Raw genomic sequence first — 20528 nt, 5'->3', positions numbered from 1 at the left:
ACGAGCCTGCGCTGCTCATCCAGCATGTTCCGATCAGACGGTCTAAGCCGTTCGCCAGCATCACATGCTCCCAGCGGATGCGGGGATAAACTGCTGTATGTGATTCTATTCTGCTAATTCCCGATCCAGGCAGTGAGCTATCCAACCACTGTAGATGGCATCTATGGTGGATATGATCAAGCCGATTTGCGCGAAAATGAAGATGGGCCAGAGCAGGTAGGTGTTAAACCAGTCGGGGAGGTTGTCGATACCGTGGATGAAGAAGTCGTCCATGAAGGGGTAGGCCATCAGCAGGACGAGTGCGGTGTAGGCGAGGACGTGGATGGTGTAGGGGATGGTGGTCCCGGTGATGTACCGCATGCCGATGTTGAAGTTGTCGAGGGCGGTTTGGAGTTCGCGGCTGCTGGCCGGGGTCATGAGGTGTGGGGGGAATTGCCGGCGGGTGGCCCAGATCCATATGCCGATGCCGAGGGCGAGGCCCAGGGCGCAGCAGAAGATCTCCGAGGCCAGTGGGGGCATGCCCAGGAGGGCCTCGCTGGCATGGAGGGGAGGGTGCGGTCTGGAGCTGCGCCTTGCGTTGTCTATTTCGAAAGCGACCATGAGGATGCTGATGATCAGCGCGGTGACGTATATGGGGGCGGCGTAGTGTTGCCTGTTGTATTCCCTGGCTTCCGGGGTCCGGTAGTTCATGGGGGCTTTGAGGGGCTGGTTGCGGACGCGGTCCCAGTAGACGCGGGTGAACCGGTCGGGCAGGTAGCCGATGGCTTCGTAGCGCCACCATGCGGGACTGCGGGCGTGCCAGTGCAGTGTCGGTTGTGTCCGGCGGCGGACGGGGTCCTCCCATCGGTGGCCGCGGGAGAGGTCGCGAACCCGGCGGGCGCGCAGGAGCCTGGCGACGGGGTTGTCTGGCCCTTTCCAGGCCAGGAGGCTGATCTGGTCCTGGGTGAAGGTGACCAGGTCGGGGTCGGGGTCTGGAGTGTGGCCGACACCGACCTCGGGCAGGGGGGCGTCGCCGCCGGGGACCACGCCGGGGCCGCGGGCGGCGCCGCCCACGGAGCAGATCCTGCCCGCGTACCATGGGCCGGTGGCCTGTTCGGGTGGCTGCACGTATTGGTCGACCAGGCGGACCACCAACCCGTCCTCTCCCAGCCCGTCGAACAATCCGGTGCCCCTGCAGGCCCCGGATACCGTGGCGGGCCCGTCGGCCAGGACGACCAGCGATCCCAGGGGCAGGACCTGCCCGGGCCGGGGCCGGACGATTCTGCGGCGCCGCCGCCACACGTGCCCCTGGAAGGTCTGCAGGCACAGGCCCCGCGCCAGAAGGTAGGGCGCCAGGACACGGTCCATCAGCCGCCTCGACCTCCACGCATTGAACGACACCACCGCAAGCAACCAGACCAGCACCGCCCCGAAGAGCAGCATACCGACCATCAGATACAACATCAGTGCATCATCCCTATACCTCCCCGGTTTCTATCCGGGTCACGGAACCGGCCTTCTCTCCCCGTCCCTTTTCGTTGCGACCGGTACCAGTCATGCGACATTCCCCGATGCCGACACAGGTCACCGCCGTTATCGGATGAACGGGAGAGGGGGGATGGACCTCATACTGTATCAATATGATACGTTAAAAAACCGTTCTCCCCGCGGGTGCGGGGATGACCCACGTCTTTAAAGACGAATGCCCCCGTAATGTCTTGTGCAAACAGCAAAAACCTGTATCTGTGCAGCGCGCTTCTCGGAATCTTCTCCACTGTGATTGCCTTGAGTGTCGTTCTCGACATTATTCCTTTAGTGATTGCGTTCGCTGGCATCGAGCTGTGTCTGCTCGTGGCGACCGGCGTGCAGATCGGCAAGCGCATCTCACTCAGACATTGAGGTCATATGGCAAGGTGGCCCTAACCTGTTCAGAGTTCGACAGGAATCAGGGTGGCGAGCACATGGCATGTATGGCCGCGCATGCCCTTCCAGGCGGAGCCTGGAAGGGCACTCCCCGGGGATGCGCGGATGATCAGTCTTGAAGCTCCAATCCGTTGCCATCTTGGTGGTAGGGGGATCCGGGGTGGGAGCCCAGGATCTGAGCGCCTTCGACGATGGACCAAACCCAGGAGATGATGGGTCCTATCACGATGACGGCGAGGAATATGGTGATCAGCAGTTGGGCGACCCCGCGTCCGGTCCTGCCCAGATAGAAGTTGTGGATGCCGAACTCGCCGAGGAAGAAAGCGTACATGGCGGCGGTGACCTTCGACTTGTCGGACATGCCCGGACCGTACACGTATTGCGCCTGTCGTTGCCAGGGTTGGATGGGGGTCTGGCTGCCCATCGGGGTGTAGGGGTTCTGCGGATCGTAGGTGGCATCGGGTGTTGTCTGTGGCTGCCGGCCGGTTTCCTGAGTTGGCTGATTCTGATACTGCGACTGATATTGATCGTTCATGGTTGTTTCCCTTCTTTGTGCTTCGGGTAATGCTACCGTCTGTGTGCCATTTTTCGTTCCACCCGATCGGGTCTGGGTTCAGGCCCTCATCCGGCGTTTCCATCGTCTTGATGGGTATATTTAGGGTACACGCGTATTAGTGATGGTACATTGGAGTAGCCGTAAGGTGCCGTATGTAATCAGTCTTCCAAACTGATTACTCGGGTTTCGATTCCCGTCGCCCGCTCCACGACGATCCGCTCGGCTAGAGCAGGTTCCGTGTCTGGAGTTAGTTCTAGATTGGTAGTTTGCGGTTAGCTGCAGTCATGTTCCCCCCTATTCGGCGGGATGGTCCTTACCCCACCTACATCACGCTTCACATCATGGCGTGCTCCCCGCGGATGCGGGGATGGTCCCGGATTGGTCACAGCGACGGCCTATGTTCGTGTGTACTCCATGCGGATGTAAAAGGATTCACTGGCTAGGTGGTCCAGCATCCTGCCCTGCTCGTGCTTCCTGCGGATGCGGGGATGATTCCAAGGCCGCCCAGATCACCAACAACGTGAGGAAGTGTTCCCCCGGGCACGCGGGGATGATCCCCAGGCTACACGACAGCCATCTGTTCCATTGCAGTGCCTCTTAGATAGGGGGGGGGGGGGAGTCGTCGATGCTGCTTTCTTGTGGAGCAAGGACGAGTGTCCCCCGCACATGTGGAGATTTCTAATAAATGTGTATTCGTGTTCCATGCTGCATGAAGAGATTCAGCAACGGCGTGAATGGAAGATGAAGAACTTGCGAGTTGAGAAATTGCTGTCCACTGTTCAGCTAACTCTGCTACTCATTTAAAGAATCATAGATATGAGGGACTGGCGAGGTTCATGGCTGGTAACGAACACGTGTGCGGTCAACTTTCGAACCATCAGCTGCGTGGTTTCGCAATATCCTATGGGATCTGGGGCAAATGACAGAGTATATCTTCCTCTGCAACTTCTCATTGTCCTTTCGATGTCGAGTTCCCAGTCAATGTTCACATGTTATAGACCGGCGCTGCCGCATGGAACCAGGCACGCTTAATGACGCACGTACGTTCGTCCGATCATTTTTCCCCATGAGTTCCGGGACGCCCTTGCTGAGTTCTCAATGCGCAAACTCATCGATGGGAAACGCTATTCCAGGTTGATTTGACCGATTGGACATGGTGGTTAACACGTTCATGCGTCAGTTGTTGGCCCGTTCAAAATGCAGCCGTTCGCAAGTGGCGGCAAAAGCATTATGCCCGTCATGGCCAATGGCCTATTTCTTGCTGACGGTCTTCGGCTCTCACCGCGGCTGCTATTATGGCAGGAATGAATTCAGGGTAATCGGAAACTGACAACATACCATTTTTATAATGATTGTCGGTCTGAACCATCGGGCTGTGTGGAGTAAGGCGGTGAAGCTGTCAGTTAGACCGGAATACGACCGTGTGTGATTTGCTGTCTTTCAGTAACCGTCACATGCGAGCTAATTCGTTAGTGCACCATGCAATATGATGCTCATCCCTTAGCGGCGAGAGTCGAGTATGATGTTCTCCGCATAGGTGTGGAGTAATTCTTTTTGGCTCACACAGATAGAGGAAAGGTATTCCTGAACGCACGCAAGGATGAGTCTAGGTTCCGCCCCGTCTTGAAGCGTACAAACAGGTTCCGAATAATCGGTGTTCCTGGCTGTACCGCATATGGAACAGATCCTTATAGAAGGTAGGCTACGTATCAATACATACCTGTTGCGGTGTAACAATGGATCCAATATGGCGATGAGATAAAAAATACCTATTTGTAAGACCAATCATGAATTCAGCGTGCTGTGAATTGTCTGTCCTAGGAAGCGATTGGCATCGATCGGCTCGCCGGATGCGGTTCAATACCATTGACCAAATTGCTGTTCCATGCACAGTCAGAACAAGTGATTACCTCCTTCGCTTCAGATGCATGAGCCAGTGCGTTCGACTCCCGTGCGGCCTTCTCCGCTTCTGCACCCAGATAATCCGGTCGGTATAAGCTATGTGACAGTGAATTTGCAAACGAACGGGCTTTGAGGTGCAGATGCATATGGCGGAACATGACCAATACAACGATGCGGGGACCTCTGACGATCACGTTCCGTCCTCAGCGCCAACCGCATCTCCGGCATCCGCCGGACCCGTGGCCCCAGCCACTATACCAACCCCCGAGCAGCGTCATCAGGCCCACCTGGACGGCCCTGAACCGGATAACCCCGCTTCGGCCCACCCCGAGGCCACCATCCCGGAGTCCGAGTATTCCCTGGCGGAAATCGAGCAGCGGAAGGCGCGTCCCATATGGTGGGTCGTTTTAGCCCTGGCCACCCTGCTGGCCATCATTCTGCCCTACGGGTACGGGCGCTCGTTGGCCATCAATCACACGCAGGGAGTCCTGCATTATGCGTCGGCAATGGATCCGCGCGGTATAGCCCTGATCGCCTGGATGGTCACGGTTCTGGCCTTTATGGGGATCGGCATGTCCATCATCGAATCACATTCATGGTTCTGGCGGGCCGTCTTCGTGCTGGGGCTGGCGGCCGAACAGCTTATAGCCGGACTATGCCTGCTGAAGATGAACTTCTGGTACGGAACCTTCGTCATCTATCACCATCAGGCTATCTTGGCGAACGCGGCTAATCTGGGCATCATCGCAGCCGGGTTGGGCGTAGCGGTCTTCGCCATACTCTTCGTGGCCATCCTGGTCTGTGTGAAGAAGGATTCCCCTTGGAACGTCCTGACCCACAGCTGGTCGGCTCTGTCCATGTTCTTCATCATTGAACTCATCGCCCTGGCCATCGTCCTCTTCGGGGGTCTTATCACGGCTGTGTGATGTCGACCCGTCTGGGCCCGCGGAGCTTTCGATCTTGTTGTCTCAGACCTCGAGACGGAGGGTATCGTCTACAGGTTCGCAATCCTCCTTCTCAGAGGTTCCGGTTATGGCGAGGCCCATGTATGTGAGACTGCAGAGGTCGGTATTCCGCTGAATCCCCAACGATCCATGATCTTGGGTAATTGGTCCGTCAAATGTGTATAATGATTGTTTGGCGTGCTTCGCCCGCGGAACCAGAGCGCTTCGGCATTGGGCCGGTGCACCGCGTAACGGAAAGAAACAGAGGAGGAGCCGTGGCTCTTACGACTGAGCAGAAACAGGCAATCGTCAAGGAATATGCGACGCACGAGGGCGATACGGGTTCTCCCGAGGTCCAGGTGGCCTTGCTGAGCAAGCGCATCTCCGACCTGACCGAGCACCTCAAGGAGCACCAGCACGACCATCATTCACGTCGCGGTCTGTTGCTCATGGTCGGTCACCGTCGCCGGTTGCTGGACTACCTCAAGAAGGTTGACATCAACCGCTACCGCTCCCTGGTGGAGCGACTTGGACTGCGCCACTGATATACCACTTCCGCCCGAGCCTTGGTGCTCGGGCGCTTTTGCATGTTGGAAATGAGGATGGGAAACAAGGTGTAACTGAAGCGGCCCCAGGACGGGGTCGGGGTCCGGAAAACGGGTCGATATCCAATCGGGAGCCCCACGGGATGAAACCAGGGCCGGACAGGGTCCGGCGGGGGAGTTCCGATCAGCGCGATCAGGTATATCGCGTACGGCATGCACAAGAATGATGAAGTCAACTGATAATTAGGTAATAGGAAGTAAACAAAGGAGGAACCCTATGGAGGGTCCCGAAATCACGGCTGTAGAAGCCACGATTGACAATGGTTCATATGGCAGGCGCACGGTGCGCTTCGAGACGGGTCGTCTCGCCCAGCAGGCGGATGGGGCAGTAGCCGCTTATCTTGATGACGATTCCATGGTCCTGTCGACCACCACCGCCGGTTCCAGCCCCAAGGAGAACTACGACTTCTTCCCGCTGACCGTCGACGTTGAAGAGAAGATGTATGCCGCGGGCAAGATCCCCGGATCCTTCTTCCGCCGCGAGGGTCGTCCCTCGAACGAGGCCATCCTGGCCTGCCGGTTGATCGACCGCCCCCTGCGCCCACTCTTCCCGCACACCCTGCGCAACGAGGTCCAGGTCGTGGAGACCATCCTGGCCGTCAACCCTGAGGATTCCTACGATGTGCTGGCCCTGAACGCCGCATCCGCCTCCACCCTGATCTCCGGTCTGCCCTTCGAGGGCCCGGTCTCGGGACTGCGTCTGGCCCTGATCGACGGCCAGTGGGTGGCCTTCCCCCGCTGGAGCGAGCGCGAGCGCGCGGTCTTCGAGCTGGTCGTTGCCGGTCGTGTGGTCGAGGGCGGCGACGTCGCCATCGCCATGATCGAGGCCGGTGCCGGCAAGAATGCCTGGACCCTCATCTATGACGAGGGCCAGACCAAGCCTGATGAAGAGGTCGTGGCCCAGGGATTGGAAGCCGCCAAGCCCTTCATCAAGGTCCTGTGCGAGGCCCAGAGCGAACTCAAGGCCAAGGCCGCCAAGCCCACCAAGGAGTTCCAGCTCTTCCCCGAATACACCGACGAGCTGTACACCCGCATCGACCAGATCGCCCATGCCGACCTGGATGAGGCCCTCTCCATCGCGGAGAAGCTGCCCCGCCAGGACCGCATCCACGAGATCAAGGAACATGTCCGTGAGGCCCTGGCCGATGAGTTCACCGACATGGACGAGGCCGAGAAGGACAAGGAGCTGGGCAACGCCTTCAAGGAGCTCCAGCGCCAGATCGTCCGCCGCCGCATCCTGACCCAGGACTACCGCATCGACGGCCGTGGCCTGCGTGACATCCGCACCCTGTCCGCCGAGGTGGACGTGGTGCCCCGGGTGCACGGTTCCGCCCTCTTCCAGCGTGGCGAGACCCAGGTTCTGGGCGTCACCACCCTGAACATGCTCAAGATGGAGCAGACCATCGACGCCCTGTCCGGTCCCTCCACCAAGCGCTACATGCACAATTACGAGATGCCGCCCTATTCGACCGGCGAGACCGGCCGTGTCGGTTCCCCCAAGCGTCGCGAGGTGGGCCACGGCAACCTGGCCGAGCGTGCTCTGATTCCGGTCCTGCCCAGCCGCGATGACTTCCCCTACGCCATCCGCCAGGTCTCCGAAGCCATCGGCTCCAACGGATCGACCTCCATGGGTTCGGTCTGCGCCTCCACCCTGTCCCTGCTGGCCGCCGGTGTGCCCCTGAAGGCCCCGGTCGCAGGCATCGCCATGGGTCTGGTCACCGGTGAGGTCGATGGCAGGCCCACCTACAAGACCCTGACCGATATCCTGGGCGCCGAGGATGCCTTCGGCGACATGGACTTCAAGGTGGCCGGCACCTCCGAATTCATCACCTCCCTCCAGCTGGATACCAAGCTGGACGGCATCCCTGCCGATATTCTGGCCGCCGCTCTCCAGCAGGCCAAGGAGGCTCGCGCCACCATCCTGGACGTGATCGACGAGTGCATCGACGGCCCGGCCGAGATGAGTCCCTACGCACCGCGGATCATCACCACCAAGGTCCCCATCGACAAGATCGGCGAGGTCATCGGGCCCAAGGGCAAGATGATCAACCAGATCCAGGAGGACACCGGTGCCGACGTCTCCATCGAGGACGACGGTACGGTCTACATCGCCTCCGAGGGTGGCGAGGCTGCGGCCAAGGCCAAGGAGGTCATCGACCAGATCGCCAACCCGCACATTCCCGAGGCGGGCGAGACTTTCAACGGCAAGGTCGTCAAGACCACCAGCTTCGGTGCCTTCGTCAACCTGACCCCGGGCACCGACGGTCTCCTGCACATCTCGCAGATTCGCAACCTGGCCAATGGCGAGCGCATCGACGCCGTCGAGGATGTCCTCAAGGAGGGCGATACCGTCGAGGTCATCGTCCAGGGTGTGGACGACCGCGGCAAGATCTCCCTGGCCATTCCCGGGTTCGAGGATCAGGAGTCCGGTGCCGGCCGTGACCGTGGTGATCGTCGTGACCGTGGTGGCCGCTCCGACAGGGGCGAGCGCCGCGAGCGTTCCGGCCGTGGTGAGCGTCGGGAGCGTCACGACCATCGTGACCAGGTCGAGCGTCCCGAGCGCGAGGACGACGACCGGTATCCCTCTCGCAGGTCTTTCAGGCCTGAACGCGAGGACCGTTACTTCGACGAGGATGATCAGGAGGAGGCCCCCCGTCATCGTCGTTCGCGCCGCGAGAGCAGGTTCGAGAGTGATGATTGGTTCGAGGACGAGGACCGCGCTCCCCGCCACGAGCATCGTCGCCGCACCGAGCATGCCGATGAGGGAGACCGCAGCGAGCATTCCGGTCGTCGTCATTCCGGCCGTGGTGAGCGCAGTGAGCGTTCCGGCCGCGGCGGGCGCCGTTCCTCCGGCCGTGGCGGATACCGTGGCCACAGGGAGAACCCCCGCTACGCCGCCGACGAGCACTACGACGAGTATCGCGCCGATCGCGAGGAGCGTTCCGAGCGCCCCCGTCGCCGGGTTCGCAGGGATTTCGACCCCTTCGACAGCGAGGACTGATGCCGGCGACTGAAGGTCGCTGAAATCCCGATCAGGGATGCGCATCCTTGGGCTCCGCCTCCGGTCGGGGCCCTTTTTATACCCGGGCAGCAACCTATAATCGTCATGATATGATTTGAACCGCCCTTATCGAGGTATGAATCAATACGCACATGTCGGCATCCGTCATTGTCAATCAGTCTCATGCCCGCAGGATCCAGGTCATAAGTGCAGACGAAGGCGGTCCGTAGATGTTCCGATGCAGCCAGGTGAAGTGAGGTCTTCGGTGTCAGAGGCCGGGCAGGATTATACGGTTGGAGATGGGAGAGGGCGGTCGCCTTGGTACCTGGGGTTCTGGAGTGCCTCCAGATTCATCAAGTCCGTTGCCGTTGCCGTGGTGATGCCCTCCTTGCCGCGGTCGCAGTCTTCTTCATCAAGCGCCCAACCGATCCCGACTTCTTCTACACCAGCCTGGGATACGACGTACAGGTCCTGGACAATGGCGATTTGCATATCGGACAAACCATTGACGCACATCTGAATCGACGGGAGGACTCCGCGGGGAATGTGCAGCCTTGGCTAGTGCTTTTTCAGCGGGATAAGATTGATGTCGCAAAGATAAAGGGAATAAGTCGGGTTTCGGTCATGGGCCTGGATGCTCATCTGCAGTACAGGGAAACCGCCCCCTTCTCCAGTACCAGCGAAGTGCAATTGCTCCCTTTCTGGGACCAGCTGCGGGCCGACACCTGGTATATGGCCAAGGTCAATGGGAACAGTCCCCCCCCCCCCCTGCAGGTATGACACTGCGGGCGGTACGGCTCGGATCGGCAAGCAGGTTCAGACGAATTGCAGTGAATCCGGGGGATTCTGCACCTTGGAACTGGGCTGGTACATCCAACCGATTGATTCCGCAGAACATAGACGTTTCCTGGTGGACATGATCCTTCATGGCGTTACCACCGCCTACAAGGATGCGGCCACCTTTACCTGGGAACCGGTGGGTCGGAACAACAAGACGCGGATTGATTCCCTGAACGCGGTCGTCCATATGCCGGCGGGGGTCAACGAATACAATTCCAGGGCCTGGCTCCACAACGAGGATAATTCAGAGGTTGAGCAGGACCAGGACGGTACTCTGCGCTTTTCCGTCCAGCATATGAAGCCAGGCCAGGATTTGGATCTGGTGTCCATGTTCGATGTGGCCACGACCAATGCGGTCGAGCGGCGGGACGAGGGACGGGCCAAGGATACGATCTTCAAGGACGAGACATCGGCCTTTGAGGAATCGAGGCGGAGGGAGAAGACGCTGGCCGTGATAAGACCGGCTTCTGGAGTCCCGGCCATCCTGTTCGCCCTGATTCTGGTGGTTGTTCTCCTGCGCTTGGCATTCACCACATACAGGGATTCCCGTTATCGCGGACAGGTGATCTACTACAGAGATTCGCCGAATACATCCCCGGCATCCGCCGAGGCTTCAACGACATTCTGGAGGACAGGAAGACGAACTCCGGGGACCGGCTCTCGACCACCATGCTGTCACTGGCCTCAAAGAAAGTCATCTCCCTGAGACCCGGGCCCCTGAGTCAGGAAAAGACAAAGGACCTCCCGCCGGATTCCTCCCCCAAGCATGCCGAGGACGATCGCCAGAGCGTCATCATCACCCTGAATGAGCAGTACCGCCGGAATCCGGAATCCTTCCACCTGTGGAAGTCCGAGAGGTCCGTCATGGAATTACTTCAAACCGCTGCCGGTCAGATGGGTGATCAGGTGTATCAGGTCGATATGAACCAGCTGAGCGACAGCCTTGTCGACTACGGGAAAGCACCCCTGCTGATGGAGGATTTCAAAAAGGACGCCGATGATGAACTGCACCATCTGACAGCGACCGTGAGCCGCCCCTGGCTGAATTGCCTGGGTATCCTTGCCGTTCTGTTTGCTGTTGCGATTGCATGCCTGGACTTCCTCCCCGGCAATGCCCTCTTGTGGCTGACCATGAGTCTGGTTCTGATCGCCGTGAGTGTGTTCGCCGTATGTTACGGCCGGACGGCGGTCCTCACCCCAGGGGGGCGGGAGCTGGCAGGGCAGGTCGAAGGCCTGCGTCATTACCTCCTTGATTTCAGTAATTTCGAGGATCGTGGGGTGGAGGATCTGCCACTCTGGGAACAGTATCTGGTCTATGCCAACGCGTTCGGCATCAGTGACAGGGTCGCCGAACAGCTGGTCATGGTCTATCCGGACCTGACGGATACCACTGGGCTGGAGAACAATGCCACGGATTCCCTGGTATACCCCGCTTTCGTCCCTATCAGCCAGCCCGGAGGCTTGGAAGCGTCTTCCGGCAACGGCCAAGGTGACCTCCAACCCACGACAGGATCCCCGGGCCTTTCGTCGGATCTTGCTGATTTCGGTTCACGGCTGGCGGTAGGCCTCATCTCTGTGGTTATAGTCGCTAGTGTCCTCTCCAACCATGACAGGCCTGAGTTGACTTACAACAGTTTGAACTACCGGGCCCGTGTACTGGAAAATGGTGATTTGCGTATTCGCCAGCAGATAGACGTGAACATGAGGTCCCGCGATAGGGACAAACTTTGGAAGGAGCTCTACCGGCGCTATAGGATCGAACCCAATACCCTGACCGGCATCAGCCAGGTCAAGGTCAAGGATGTCACCCGGGGAACCGTCTTCAAGGAGACGGCCCTCCTGTACAATGCGAACGACGTGGATCTGGTCGATGATTGGGATACCTCCAAGGCCGAGACCTGGTACCTGGCCAAGGTCTCGGACGGTGATGACCTGGACGGCTATCGATACCAAACGGAGGACGGATTCTCGAGCCGGGGCTGGAGCCAGGGTGATTGCCGGGATAAGAACGACACCTGCCAGGTTGAGTTGGGGTGGAACATTCCTACCATCCAGTCCGACCCCCATCGCGTCTTTCAGATTGACATGACCTTCCACGGGGTCACCATTGCTTACGATGACGTGGCTGATTGTACATGGACGCCCGTTGGCGGGACCAACCAGGTCCCCATCGACTCCGTGGAGGGGACCGTGCGTCTGCCCAGGGGGTCCACCAAGGAAAAGACCAAGGCCTGGCTCCACTTCACGGGGATTCCAACCTCGGCATCGACCAGGATGGCACGCTTCACTTTTCCGCCCGGAAGGTTACCGCGGGGCAGCATCTCAATATTGATGCCCTCCTCGACCCGGAAACCACAAGTGGTGTGAAGAGGACTGTCCCGGGGAATGCAAGGTGCCGGATCGAACGTGATGAGCTGGAACAGGCTCAGACCTGGGAGCGGCAGAAGACCACCAAGGCCAGGGTGCGCTTCGTGGTCATGCTGATCGTGGTCCTTGTTGTTCTGGTCCTGATCATCGTCATGGTCCGTAAGGCCTTTACCTCATATGGGGACTCCCAGTATCAGGGTGACCTGGTCTATAGCCGCGATCCGCCCGGTGTCTCCCCGGCTGCGGCCGGGTCCATCAACGATCTGGTCCTTGGACGCAAGGCACACCCTTCCGTCCTGCTTTCGGCGACGATCCTCTCCCTGGCCTCCAAGAAGGCCATATCCCTGTCGAGATTCCCCCAGACAGGGCAGAGGCGTCACGGTCAGCGGCAGATGGACGATGCCATTGCCATTGCCGTTAATCCGGTCTGCAGGACGAACCGTTCATCCCTGAACCTGTCGCTCACCGAGGAGTCTGCCCTCAAACTGCTGGAATGTGTCGCTGCGGGGCCGGGTGTCGGGAGCACCAGGTTCACCTTGGAGCAGATGAACCGGTTTCTGAGCGATAGCGAGTCGGGGCCGACCTTGACGACCAATTTCCCCAATGCTTTCAACTATGAGTTGAATGGTCTGAATGTCAGGGAAACCAGGACGGGGCTGAATGGTCTGATCGTCTGTTCCTTAATGGCGGCCATCGGCATCGGTATGTTCAGTTTCATGCCCGGCAACCTGGTGACCCGCCTCCTGGTGGTCCTGGTCCTGATCCTGGTCACAGCCTCCATTTTTGCCACCGTTTATGGTCGATCGGAGGTGCTGACCGAGCAAGGGCAGCACTGGGCCGGGCAGGTGGTGGGCCTGCGGTGGTTCCTGACGGACTTCGGCGATTTCAGCGATCGGGATATCGGAAGCCTGATTCTCTGAGACAGGTATCTGATCTATGCCACGGCCTTCGGGATCGGTGATGAGGGGGTCAGGCAGCTCGCCAAAGCCTACCCGCAGATCATGGATGCCGACTGGTTGGATCAGAACGCCCAGGATTCCCTGGTGCATTGGACCTATCGGCCCCATGCTTACTCCCATGGCGGCAGTATGAGTGGTGTGCACTCCCCTAACGGGATGACCATGCCCAACATGACCCTGGACGATATGAACATCTCCACCGCATTCAGCGATCTGGGATCCCGACTGACTGCAGGATTCGACGGCATTCGGCACACGGCCTCGCAGACCGGGTGGTTCGGCGGTTCGGGTTCCGGTGGTTCGGGCTTCGGCGGCGGCGGAGGTGGTTTCGGCGGTTCCTTCGGCGGCGGAGGCGGTTCCTTCGGCGGGCGCTGACGGGACCCTGAGGCTAGAATCGTCTGGTCCGGGAAAATGGAACAGTATGATATTCGTACACTACCGAGGAGCGGATGATGACATCATCGATGAGAGCACTGGGCCCCTTCACGACCACGGCGGTCGGTCTGGGCTGTATGGGTCTTTCCATAGAGGGGAAGCCCGACGAGCAGACCGGCATTGAAATCATTCACGCCGCCCTTGATGCGGGGTGCCGCCAACTGGACACGGCTTGGTCCTACTATGAGTCGGGCGGCCCGGAGCAGACCAACGAGCGCTTGGTCCGCAAGGCCCTGGAGTCCTGGAAGGGCCCCCGTGAGGATGTCCTGGTGGCCACCAAGGTGGGGCATTACCGCAACTTCACCGAAGGAAAGCCCACCTGGGCCGTGGATGGTCGCCCGGAGAGCCTGATCAGGCATGCCAAGGAGTCTGCCCAGGCCCTGGGCGTCGACACCATCGACCTGCTGTACTTCCACCGCCCCGATCCCCAGGTGCCGTACCGCGAATCCCTTGAGGCCATGGAATCCCTGGTCCAGGAGGGGGTGGCCCGGACCCTGGGCGTCTCCAACGCCGACCGTGAGCAGATCGACATGGCCAGGGAGGTCATGGGGGCTGACCTGGTGGCCGTTCAGAACCAATTCTCGCCGACCTTCCTCTCCAGCCGGGATGAACTCGATTATGTCTCCGGCCTGGGTCTGGCCTTCGTCTGCTGGAGCCCTCTGGGAGGCTTCCGCAAGGTCAAGGACGAAACCAGGTACGACCCTTTCCGCAAGGTCGCCGGGGAACGGGACGTATCCTATCAGTCGGTTGTCCTCGCCTGGGAACTGGACCGGAGCGAGCATGTGTTCGTCATTCCGGGAGCCCACCGTGCATCGACCATTCTGGATTCCCTGAAGGCGACCCGACTTGATCTGAGTCCCGAGGAAAGGGCCCTTCTGGGCTGAGACCGGCAGGAATCTGGGTGATGATTCCAGGCCTTACCATGGCGGGGAAGGGCTTTGGACGGCAAGGAAAGGAATGATGCCAGCATGGCCAAGCAGGCTGCAGGACCCGAATCGGGTATGTCTGATCAGTGGTCCGATGAACACGGGGTTGTAGACAGCTCCGCCATTCCCACCCATGATGCGGGCGGTGCTCCCATACCCGTCACCATTCCCATCGATCTGGCCCCGGGCGTCAGGGTGGTGTACACCACCCGCCTGGGAGGGGTTTCACAGGGTGGGTACGCTTCGCTCAACCTTGGCGGTAAGGGCGGGGATGAGCCGGGATCGGTGGAGGCCAACCGTCAGGCGCTGAGCCGGGAGCTGGGAAAGCCGCTCCGCCTCGTCAGCCAGGTCCATTCGGCCAGGGTCGTTGATGCGGATGGGCGCGATCCTGCCGGCATGGATGCCCCTCCTGCCGATGCCCAGGTGACCACCAGGACCGACCAGGCCCTGGGTATCTTCGCCGCCGACTGCCTGCCTGTTCTTCTGGCCGATCCGGAGGCGGGCGTCATCGGAGCCGCCCACTGCGGACGTAAGGGGCTGGTGGCCGGGGTCATCGCCTCCCTGGTCGACATGATGGTGTCCAAGGGTGCCGACCTGGGCGGGATTGTGGCCACGCTGGGTCCCTGCATCTGTCCTGACTGCTATCAGGTTGACGAAGACCTGGCCCGTTCCTTCGACCAGGTCTTCCCCGGAACGGCAGGAACCAGCCGATTCGGTGGGGTCTCCATCGACATTGCCTCGGCGGCCCGGATGGCCCTGCGGGCGTCAGGCATATCCAGGGTTGTGGATTCCGGTCGCAGGGTGGCCGCCGCAACCCACTATCTGAAGGATGACCAGGAGTTGGATGCCATCCGCAAGGTGGACAAGGGGGCCGAGCAGGCCAGGGACATTCGTGCGGACCGGGCCGGGCACTGGCTGTGCACCGTGGAGAACCCCCTCTGGTTCTCCCATCGTCGGGCCGTACTGGCCGGAGTCGAGACCGAGGGGCGTATGCTGGCGCTGATCATGCGCGAAGACTGATGGCTGAGGTGCCCGGTATGAATCGTGCAGATGTTCAGTGCAGAAAGCCCCACCCTCCACCGTTTCCCCCCGGCAAGGCCGATAGCGTGTGACTATGAGTGAGATGAGAGAACCTGAAGCGGAAGTGCGGGCGGATGTCCCCCGGCGCTCCGTACCGGTGGTGGCGGTGGTCCTGGCCGCAGGGCTGGGCGTCCGATTCGACGTTGACAATCCCAAACAGCTCTTCCGGGTGGGGGGCAAGCCCATCGTGGCCTGGTCCATCGAGGCTTTCGAGGCCAACCCCGACGTCACCGACATCCTGCTCGTGGTCAACGACCGGGTGCGTCCTGCAGTCGAGAAGATAGTGGCGGATAACGGCTATCCCAAGGTCAGGATGATCATCCAGGGCGGTGAGGAACGGGTCGACAGCACCGAGGCCGCCCTGCAGACCCTGGCCGGGTCCGGCATTCCCGCCGATGCCAAGATCCTGATTCACGATGCCGTCCGTCCCTTCGTCAGTCAGGAGTCCATCACCGGGTGCATCGAGGCCCTGGACAGTTTCAGTGCCGTGACCGTTGCCGTCCCCTCGACCGACACGATTCTCTTCGCCCGCGACCTGGGGGAGCGCAAGGTGGTCCGTGACGTGCCGGACAGGGACAACATGTTCCGTGCCCAGACCCCCCAGGCCTTCCGTTTCGACACCCTTCGCCAGGCCTATGCCAGGGCGGCCACCGATCCGGAGTTCCATCCGACCGATGACACCCGGGTGGTGGTGGACTACCTGCCGGACGAGCCGGTGGCCATCGTGGCCGGCAATGAGACCAACCTCAAGGTCACCCTTTCATCGGACATCCCCATCGCCGAGTGGATCGCCCGTTCCCTGCTGGGGGAATAGGACACCGGCTCCTCCGCCTGTCCTGTGTACCATGGATGGTATGGAGCAGATCAAGGTCATCGTCACCGGATACGACCACTATGAGGGGGTTGAGGTCAACCCCTCCTACCAGGTTCCCCAGGCCCTGGCCGACCGGGGCATGGGCGGCCTGACACGGACCGACACCCAGTTGGAGGATCCCCTCAGGGGGGTGGACCTGGATATCACGGCCGTGACCCTGCCGGTCAGTTTCGCCAAGGCGTGGCCCATCCTCCACCAGGCCATCGAGCGGGTGGAGCCCGACCTGGTCATCGCCACAGGACTGAAGCGCCATGCCCGTGGGATATCCATGGAGCGGTGTGCGGTCAACATCAAGGAGGTGGGGCATGACCTGGCCTGCCAGGATGAAAGCGGGCATGGGCCGACAGAGCCAATCGACCCTGATGGGCCGGCCGCCTACTGGACCAGGCTTCCCCTCCGTGCCATCCTTCAGGAGTTCGGGCATTGCGGAATTCCGGCAACACTCAGCTCGGACGCAGGCACCTACGTCTGCAATGCGCTCTTCTACAACCTGCTGGGGTGGGCCACCAAGCACCCGGACGTATTGGCCGGGTTCGTCAGTCTTCCCATGGTCAACGAGACCGATCCCCAGGGGTTGGGTCTTCCCCTTGAGCAGCAGATCCAGGCCATCCAGGAGGTGGTCAGGGAGACCGTGCGGTACTACCGTCAGCCATCCTCAAGTCCCATCCTCATCGCCTGATCGCTGACTTCGATTGCTTCGATTCCAGGGGAGGATGGACCAGGCCCGGCCGTTCGGTTGATGGGCTGGCGACGGGTGTCCACCCGGGGGTAAGCACTGATTCGAAGCATGTTCATGGGAAAGGCAGGCTCCTGGTGAATGCGGCGCCATCGCTCCCAGGAAAATAGACATGGCGGAGTAGAGTCGAAGTCACCCCGTCCATGTGTTCGACCTGGAGGGGCATAGGTATGTTTTGGTGGCAAAGAGGAGTGAATCCATGGCCGAAGATCAGTTTCCGGTAGTTCTGCGCGGGTATGACAAGGAACGGGTCGAGCAGGCCCTGGCGGACTCCCGCAAGAACCTGGACCGTCTCCGTCAGCAGATCAAGGTGGATGACGACCGCATCCTCAAACTTGAGGCCGAGCTCCAGGAGGTCAAGGCCAGCAAGGCCGCTCCCTCCAAGGATTCCTTTGCTTCCCTGGGGGCCAATGCCCAGCAGCTCCTGGCCTCCGCCGAGCAGACCAGCACCGAGTTGCTGAACCGGGCCAAGCAGGATGCCGCCTCCACCAGGACCTCTGCCCAGGAGAAGGCCACCACCCTGGTCAACGATGCCAAGATCGATGCCCAGCGCCTTGTGGACGATGCCAACGCCAAGGCCAAGGCCATCGTCGAGGCCGCCAATGACGAGGCGCGGACCGTGACCACCACGGCCAAACAGCAGACCGAGCAGGACAAGTCCTCGGCCGCCAAGGTCATCGCCGAGCGTCGGCAGGCCCTGGACCTGGAGTTGCAGAACTCCCGCGAGGAACACGAGAAGCGTCTGGCCACCGAGAAGGCCACCCAGGAGCGTCAGCTGGCTGACGAGAAGGTCGCTGCCACCAAGGAGATCGCCGACAAGCGCCAGAAGGCCGACCAGGAGATCGCCAAGCTCAGGACCGAGGCCAACGACCAGATTCAGCAGGCCCTGGCCGAGGCGAACAAGAAGCTGGCCGACGTGCGCGAGCAGGTCTCCCAGACCCTGAATGACGCCCGCCGACAGGCCGGTGAAATCACCGACAAGGCCAAGTCGCAGGCTCAGCGAATCGTTGACGAGGCCAAGGTGACCAGCGCACAGACCATGGCCAAGGTCAACGCCGAGGCCGAGCAGATCCGCTCCGACATATCCAACCAGCAGGATGAAGCCACCGCCAAGGTGAGCGCCCTCCTGAAAAGCCTGGAAGAGCGGCGCGAAGCGACCGAGAAGGAATCCCAGGAGCTGATTGAACAGGCCAAGGCCACCCGGAAGGATGCTGACGCCTTCGCCTCCTTCAAGCGTGAGGAGTCCGAGCGCAAGGCCGCCCAGATCCTGGAAGAGGGCAAGGAACGCGCCCAGGCCGAGATCGAAAAGCGTCGCAAGGCCGCCCAGACCGAGCTGGAAGGACTCGAGGATCACATCACCAAGCTTCAGCACCGCGAGGCCGCCATTACGGCCCGGGTGGACGAGCTCCGTTCCATCTTCTCCAAGTCCTTCGGCCAGTTCGATGGGTTCCATGATGAGCAGTCGGTCCGGGACCAGGACGATGCACCAGCGCCCAGTGTGCCCGTGGTCAACGCGGTACCGGTCACCCCCCCGGTGGTGGGCCCTGCCCAGCCTGCGGAGGAGCCCGCAGAAGCCGATGCGGAGGGGTCCGCCCTCTCCGGGGTGGCTGAGACAGCCCCAGAGGTGGTTGACTCGTCAAGACAGCCTCTTGCCGATGGCCGATCCACCGGGTCCACCGTTGCCGATGAGGGTCTGGGTGAAGAAGCCGAGGAGCGTTCGGATGCCAGGCCCGCCGGTGATTCCGCCCAGGCCGTGAATAATCAGGAGACGACCGTGCTCCCGCCCCTGTCGGACAAGGCTGCTTCCGAGGATGACCGCTAGAAATCAGGGGTAACGATTACCTGACCGGCCCGGTGGGTGAATTTTCTGCCGGGCCGGTTTGTATCCGCTCGGGCCTGGTCATGGTACCGTGCCGGTTTTCGGCCTGGGCTGACCGGTTCCCTCATAGCGGCTTTCCACTATGCTTGATCATGGTGGAACCGCACACCGATGAAAGGAACAGGGATAACCCGTATGACATCAGCATTGACCCCCCTCGACCAGTCTCAGTTGGATGACCTCCGCACAGCCTTCGATCAGCGCGAGACCAACCGTATCGCCATGAACGCCGTCACCCAGGCCGGCATCGACCAGGTGGCCCACAACTATGATCGGTCCCGTCTGGTCCAGCACCGTTTTTCCGTCAGCATCGACAACGGCAAGGTGACATCCCAGGCCCACTCCGGGCGTTGCTGGCTCTTCAGCTCCCTGAACGTGGCCCGGTTCGCGGCCCGCAGGGCATTGAACATCGACGCCTCCAGCCCGGCCAACCCCATGGGCGACTTCGAGCTCTCGCAGAACTATGCGATGTACTACGACAAGCTGGAACGGGTCAACTACTTCCTCAGGGACATGGCGGCCCTGGTCCGTGCGGGCGAACCGACCGACTCCCAGCTCATGCAGTTCCTCCTTGGCGATGTCATGGGCGATGGCGGCCAGTGGATCATGGCCATGAACATCTACAAGAAGTACGGTGCGGTCCCCAAGCCGTACTACCCGGAGACCGCCTCCTCCCGGAATACGGGTGAACTGGATCACCAACTGCGTCGCCTTCTCCACCAGGCCGTGGCCCACATGGTGGCCGAACCCGCAAAGATCGACCGAATCATCGCCGATACCACCCGGGCCGGGCACCGAATCCTGACCATCCACCTGGGCACCCCGCCCACCAGCTTCGACTGGGAGTGGACCGACAAGGACGGCGTCTTCCACCGCGACGGCAGGATCACCCCCCAGGAGTTCTGGAAGAAGTATGTGGATGCCGGCCTGGAGGACTACGTCTGCCTGGTCGACGACCCCCGCCGCGAGCACCCCAAGGGAATCAAGATCGGTATCGAGCATCTGGGCAACGTGGCCGGTGGCGATCCTACCGAGTACCTGAACGTGCCTGTGGACTTCATGAAGGATTGCGCTCGCAGGTTGATGGCCGATCAGGGCCTCCCCGTCTGGTTCGGCGCCGACTGCCACCCGATGATGGACCGGAAGATGGGCCAGTGGGCCACCGACCTCTTCGAGTACGGCAGGGTTTACGACGTGGACTTCGACATGAACAAGGAGGAGCGTGTGCGCTTCGGTGACTCCGCCCAGAACCATGCCATGGCCTTCGTGGGTGTCGACGTGGCCGATGACGGGACCACCACCAACCGTTGGCGGGTCGAGAACTCCTGGGGTGGCGACATCGCCAACCAGGGCTACTTCACCATGAGCGATGACTGGTTCACCGAGTACGTTTACGAAGTGGCCGTGCCCAAAGCCATGCTGCCCGAGGAGTATCGCCGGGCCTTCGACCAGCCGGCCATCATGCTGCCGGCCTGGGATCCGATGGGCGCTCTGGCCTGATCAATATCGGACGGTATTCGCC

General features: G+C 60.8%; 16 protein-coding genes. 14 read left to right on the top strand and 2 right to left on the bottom strand.

Translation table 11 applies throughout. The annotated features are described in order from the left end of the window. Window positions 1–105: 105 nt before the first annotated feature. Window positions 106–1443: a hypothetical protein gene (locus AACP59_RS05740; RefSeq protein WP_339350274.1), complete on the bottom strand. Its 1338-nt coding sequence runs from the start codon at window positions 1441–1443 to the stop codon at window positions 106–108. A gap of 249 nt (window positions 1444–1692) precedes the next feature. Here AACP59_RS05740 and AACP59_RS05735 point away from each other — a divergent pair, with 249 nt between their 5' ends. Beyond that, complete coding sequence (locus AACP59_RS05735; protein ID WP_339350273.1) at window positions 1693–1878, top strand: hypothetical protein; 186 nt, start codon at window positions 1693–1695, stop codon at window positions 1876–1878. A gap of 133 nt (window positions 1879–2011) precedes the next feature. Here the strand turns inward: AACP59_RS05735 and AACP59_RS05730 are convergent, their stop codons facing one another. Next, complete coding sequence (locus tag AACP59_RS05730) at window positions 2012–2437, bottom strand: TM2 domain-containing protein (RefSeq protein ID WP_339350272.1); 426 nt, start codon at window positions 2435–2437, stop codon at window positions 2012–2014. A 2069-nt stretch (window positions 2438–4506) separates the two neighbouring features. Between AACP59_RS05730 and AACP59_RS05725 the strand changes: the two genes are divergently transcribed. The 13 genes from AACP59_RS05725 (at window position 4507) to AACP59_RS05665 (ending at window position 20506) form a co-directional block, all read left to right on the top strand. Continuing rightward, entirely contained in the window at window positions 4507–5286 is a 780-nt protein-coding gene (locus AACP59_RS05725; protein WP_339350271.1) for a hypothetical protein, read from the top strand. Window positions 5287–5579: 293 nt separating this feature from the next. Then, window positions 5580–5849: a 30S ribosomal protein S15 gene (rpsO, locus tag AACP59_RS05720; RefSeq protein ID WP_220236320.1), complete on the top strand. Its 270-nt coding sequence runs from the start codon at window positions 5580–5582 to the stop codon at window positions 5847–5849. A 277-nt stretch (window positions 5850–6126) separates the two neighbouring features. Further along, window positions 6127–8910, top strand: a complete 2784-nt coding sequence (locus tag AACP59_RS05715) for a polyribonucleotide nucleotidyltransferase (RefSeq protein WP_297317329.1) — start codon at window positions 6127–6129, stop codon at window positions 8908–8910. A 745-nt stretch (window positions 8911–9655) separates the two neighbouring features. After that, complete coding sequence (locus AACP59_RS05710) at window positions 9656–10456, top strand: DUF2207 domain-containing protein (protein ID WP_339352928.1); 801 nt, start codon at window positions 9656–9658, stop codon at window positions 10454–10456. Next, on the top strand, window positions 10420–12117 hold the full coding sequence (locus AACP59_RS05705; protein ID WP_339350268.1) for a DUF2207 family protein: 1698 nt from the start codon (window positions 10420–10422) through the stop codon (window positions 12115–12117). Before AACP59_RS05710 ends, AACP59_RS05705 begins: the two co-directional genes overlap by 37 nt. After that, window positions 12114–13037 (top strand): DUF2207 family protein, encoded by a 924-nt coding sequence (locus AACP59_RS05700; RefSeq protein WP_339350267.1) that lies wholly within the window; start codon window positions 12114–12116, stop codon window positions 13035–13037. The genes AACP59_RS05705 and AACP59_RS05700 overlap by 4 nt, the downstream gene beginning before the upstream one ends. A gap of 81 nt (window positions 13038–13118) precedes the next feature. Continuing rightward, window positions 13119–13451, top strand: a complete 333-nt coding sequence (locus AACP59_RS05695; protein WP_297317326.1) for a hypothetical protein — start codon at window positions 13119–13121, stop codon at window positions 13449–13451. A gap of 74 nt (window positions 13452–13525) precedes the next feature. Continuing rightward, window positions 13526–14395 (top strand): aldo/keto reductase, encoded by an 870-nt coding sequence (locus tag AACP59_RS05690; protein WP_370465970.1) that lies wholly within the window; start codon window positions 13526–13528, stop codon window positions 14393–14395. A 117-nt stretch (window positions 14396–14512) separates the two neighbouring features. Continuing rightward, window positions 14513–15457 carry a purine nucleoside phosphorylase YfiH/LACC1 family protein gene (locus AACP59_RS05685; protein ID WP_297316703.1) on the top strand — a complete coding sequence of 315 codons (945 nt, stop codon included), beginning with the start codon at window positions 14513–14515 and terminating at the stop codon, window positions 15455–15457. Between the two features lie 94 nt (window positions 15458–15551). Next, complete coding sequence (locus tag AACP59_RS05680; RefSeq protein ID WP_297316699.1) at window positions 15552–16331, top strand: IspD/TarI family cytidylyltransferase; 780 nt, start codon at window positions 15552–15554, stop codon at window positions 16329–16331. Between the two features lie 40 nt (window positions 16332–16371). After that, window positions 16372–17070 carry a pyroglutamyl-peptidase I gene (locus AACP59_RS05675; protein ID WP_297316698.1) on the top strand — a complete coding sequence of 233 codons (699 nt, stop codon included), beginning with the start codon at window positions 16372–16374 and terminating at the stop codon, window positions 17068–17070. A gap of 256 nt (window positions 17071–17326) precedes the next feature. Next, window positions 17327–18949 carry a coiled-coil domain-containing protein gene (locus tag AACP59_RS05670; RefSeq protein ID WP_297316697.1) on the top strand — a complete coding sequence of 541 codons (1623 nt, stop codon included), beginning with the start codon at window positions 17327–17329 and terminating at the stop codon, window positions 18947–18949. 192 nt (window positions 18950–19141) lie between these two features. After that, window positions 19142–20506, top strand: a complete 1365-nt coding sequence (locus AACP59_RS05665) for a C1 family peptidase (protein WP_370465969.1) — start codon at window positions 19142–19144, stop codon at window positions 20504–20506. Window positions 20507–20528: the final 22 nt, after the last annotated feature.

It is taken from the genome of Bifidobacterium indicum, assembly GCF_036987015.1.
Lineage (GTDB): Bacteria > Actinomycetota > Actinomycetes > Actinomycetales > Bifidobacteriaceae > Bombiscardovia > Bombiscardovia indica.
The sequence above is the reverse complement of the archived record's forward strand: the minus strand, read 5'-3'. Positions and strand labels throughout refer to the sequence as shown.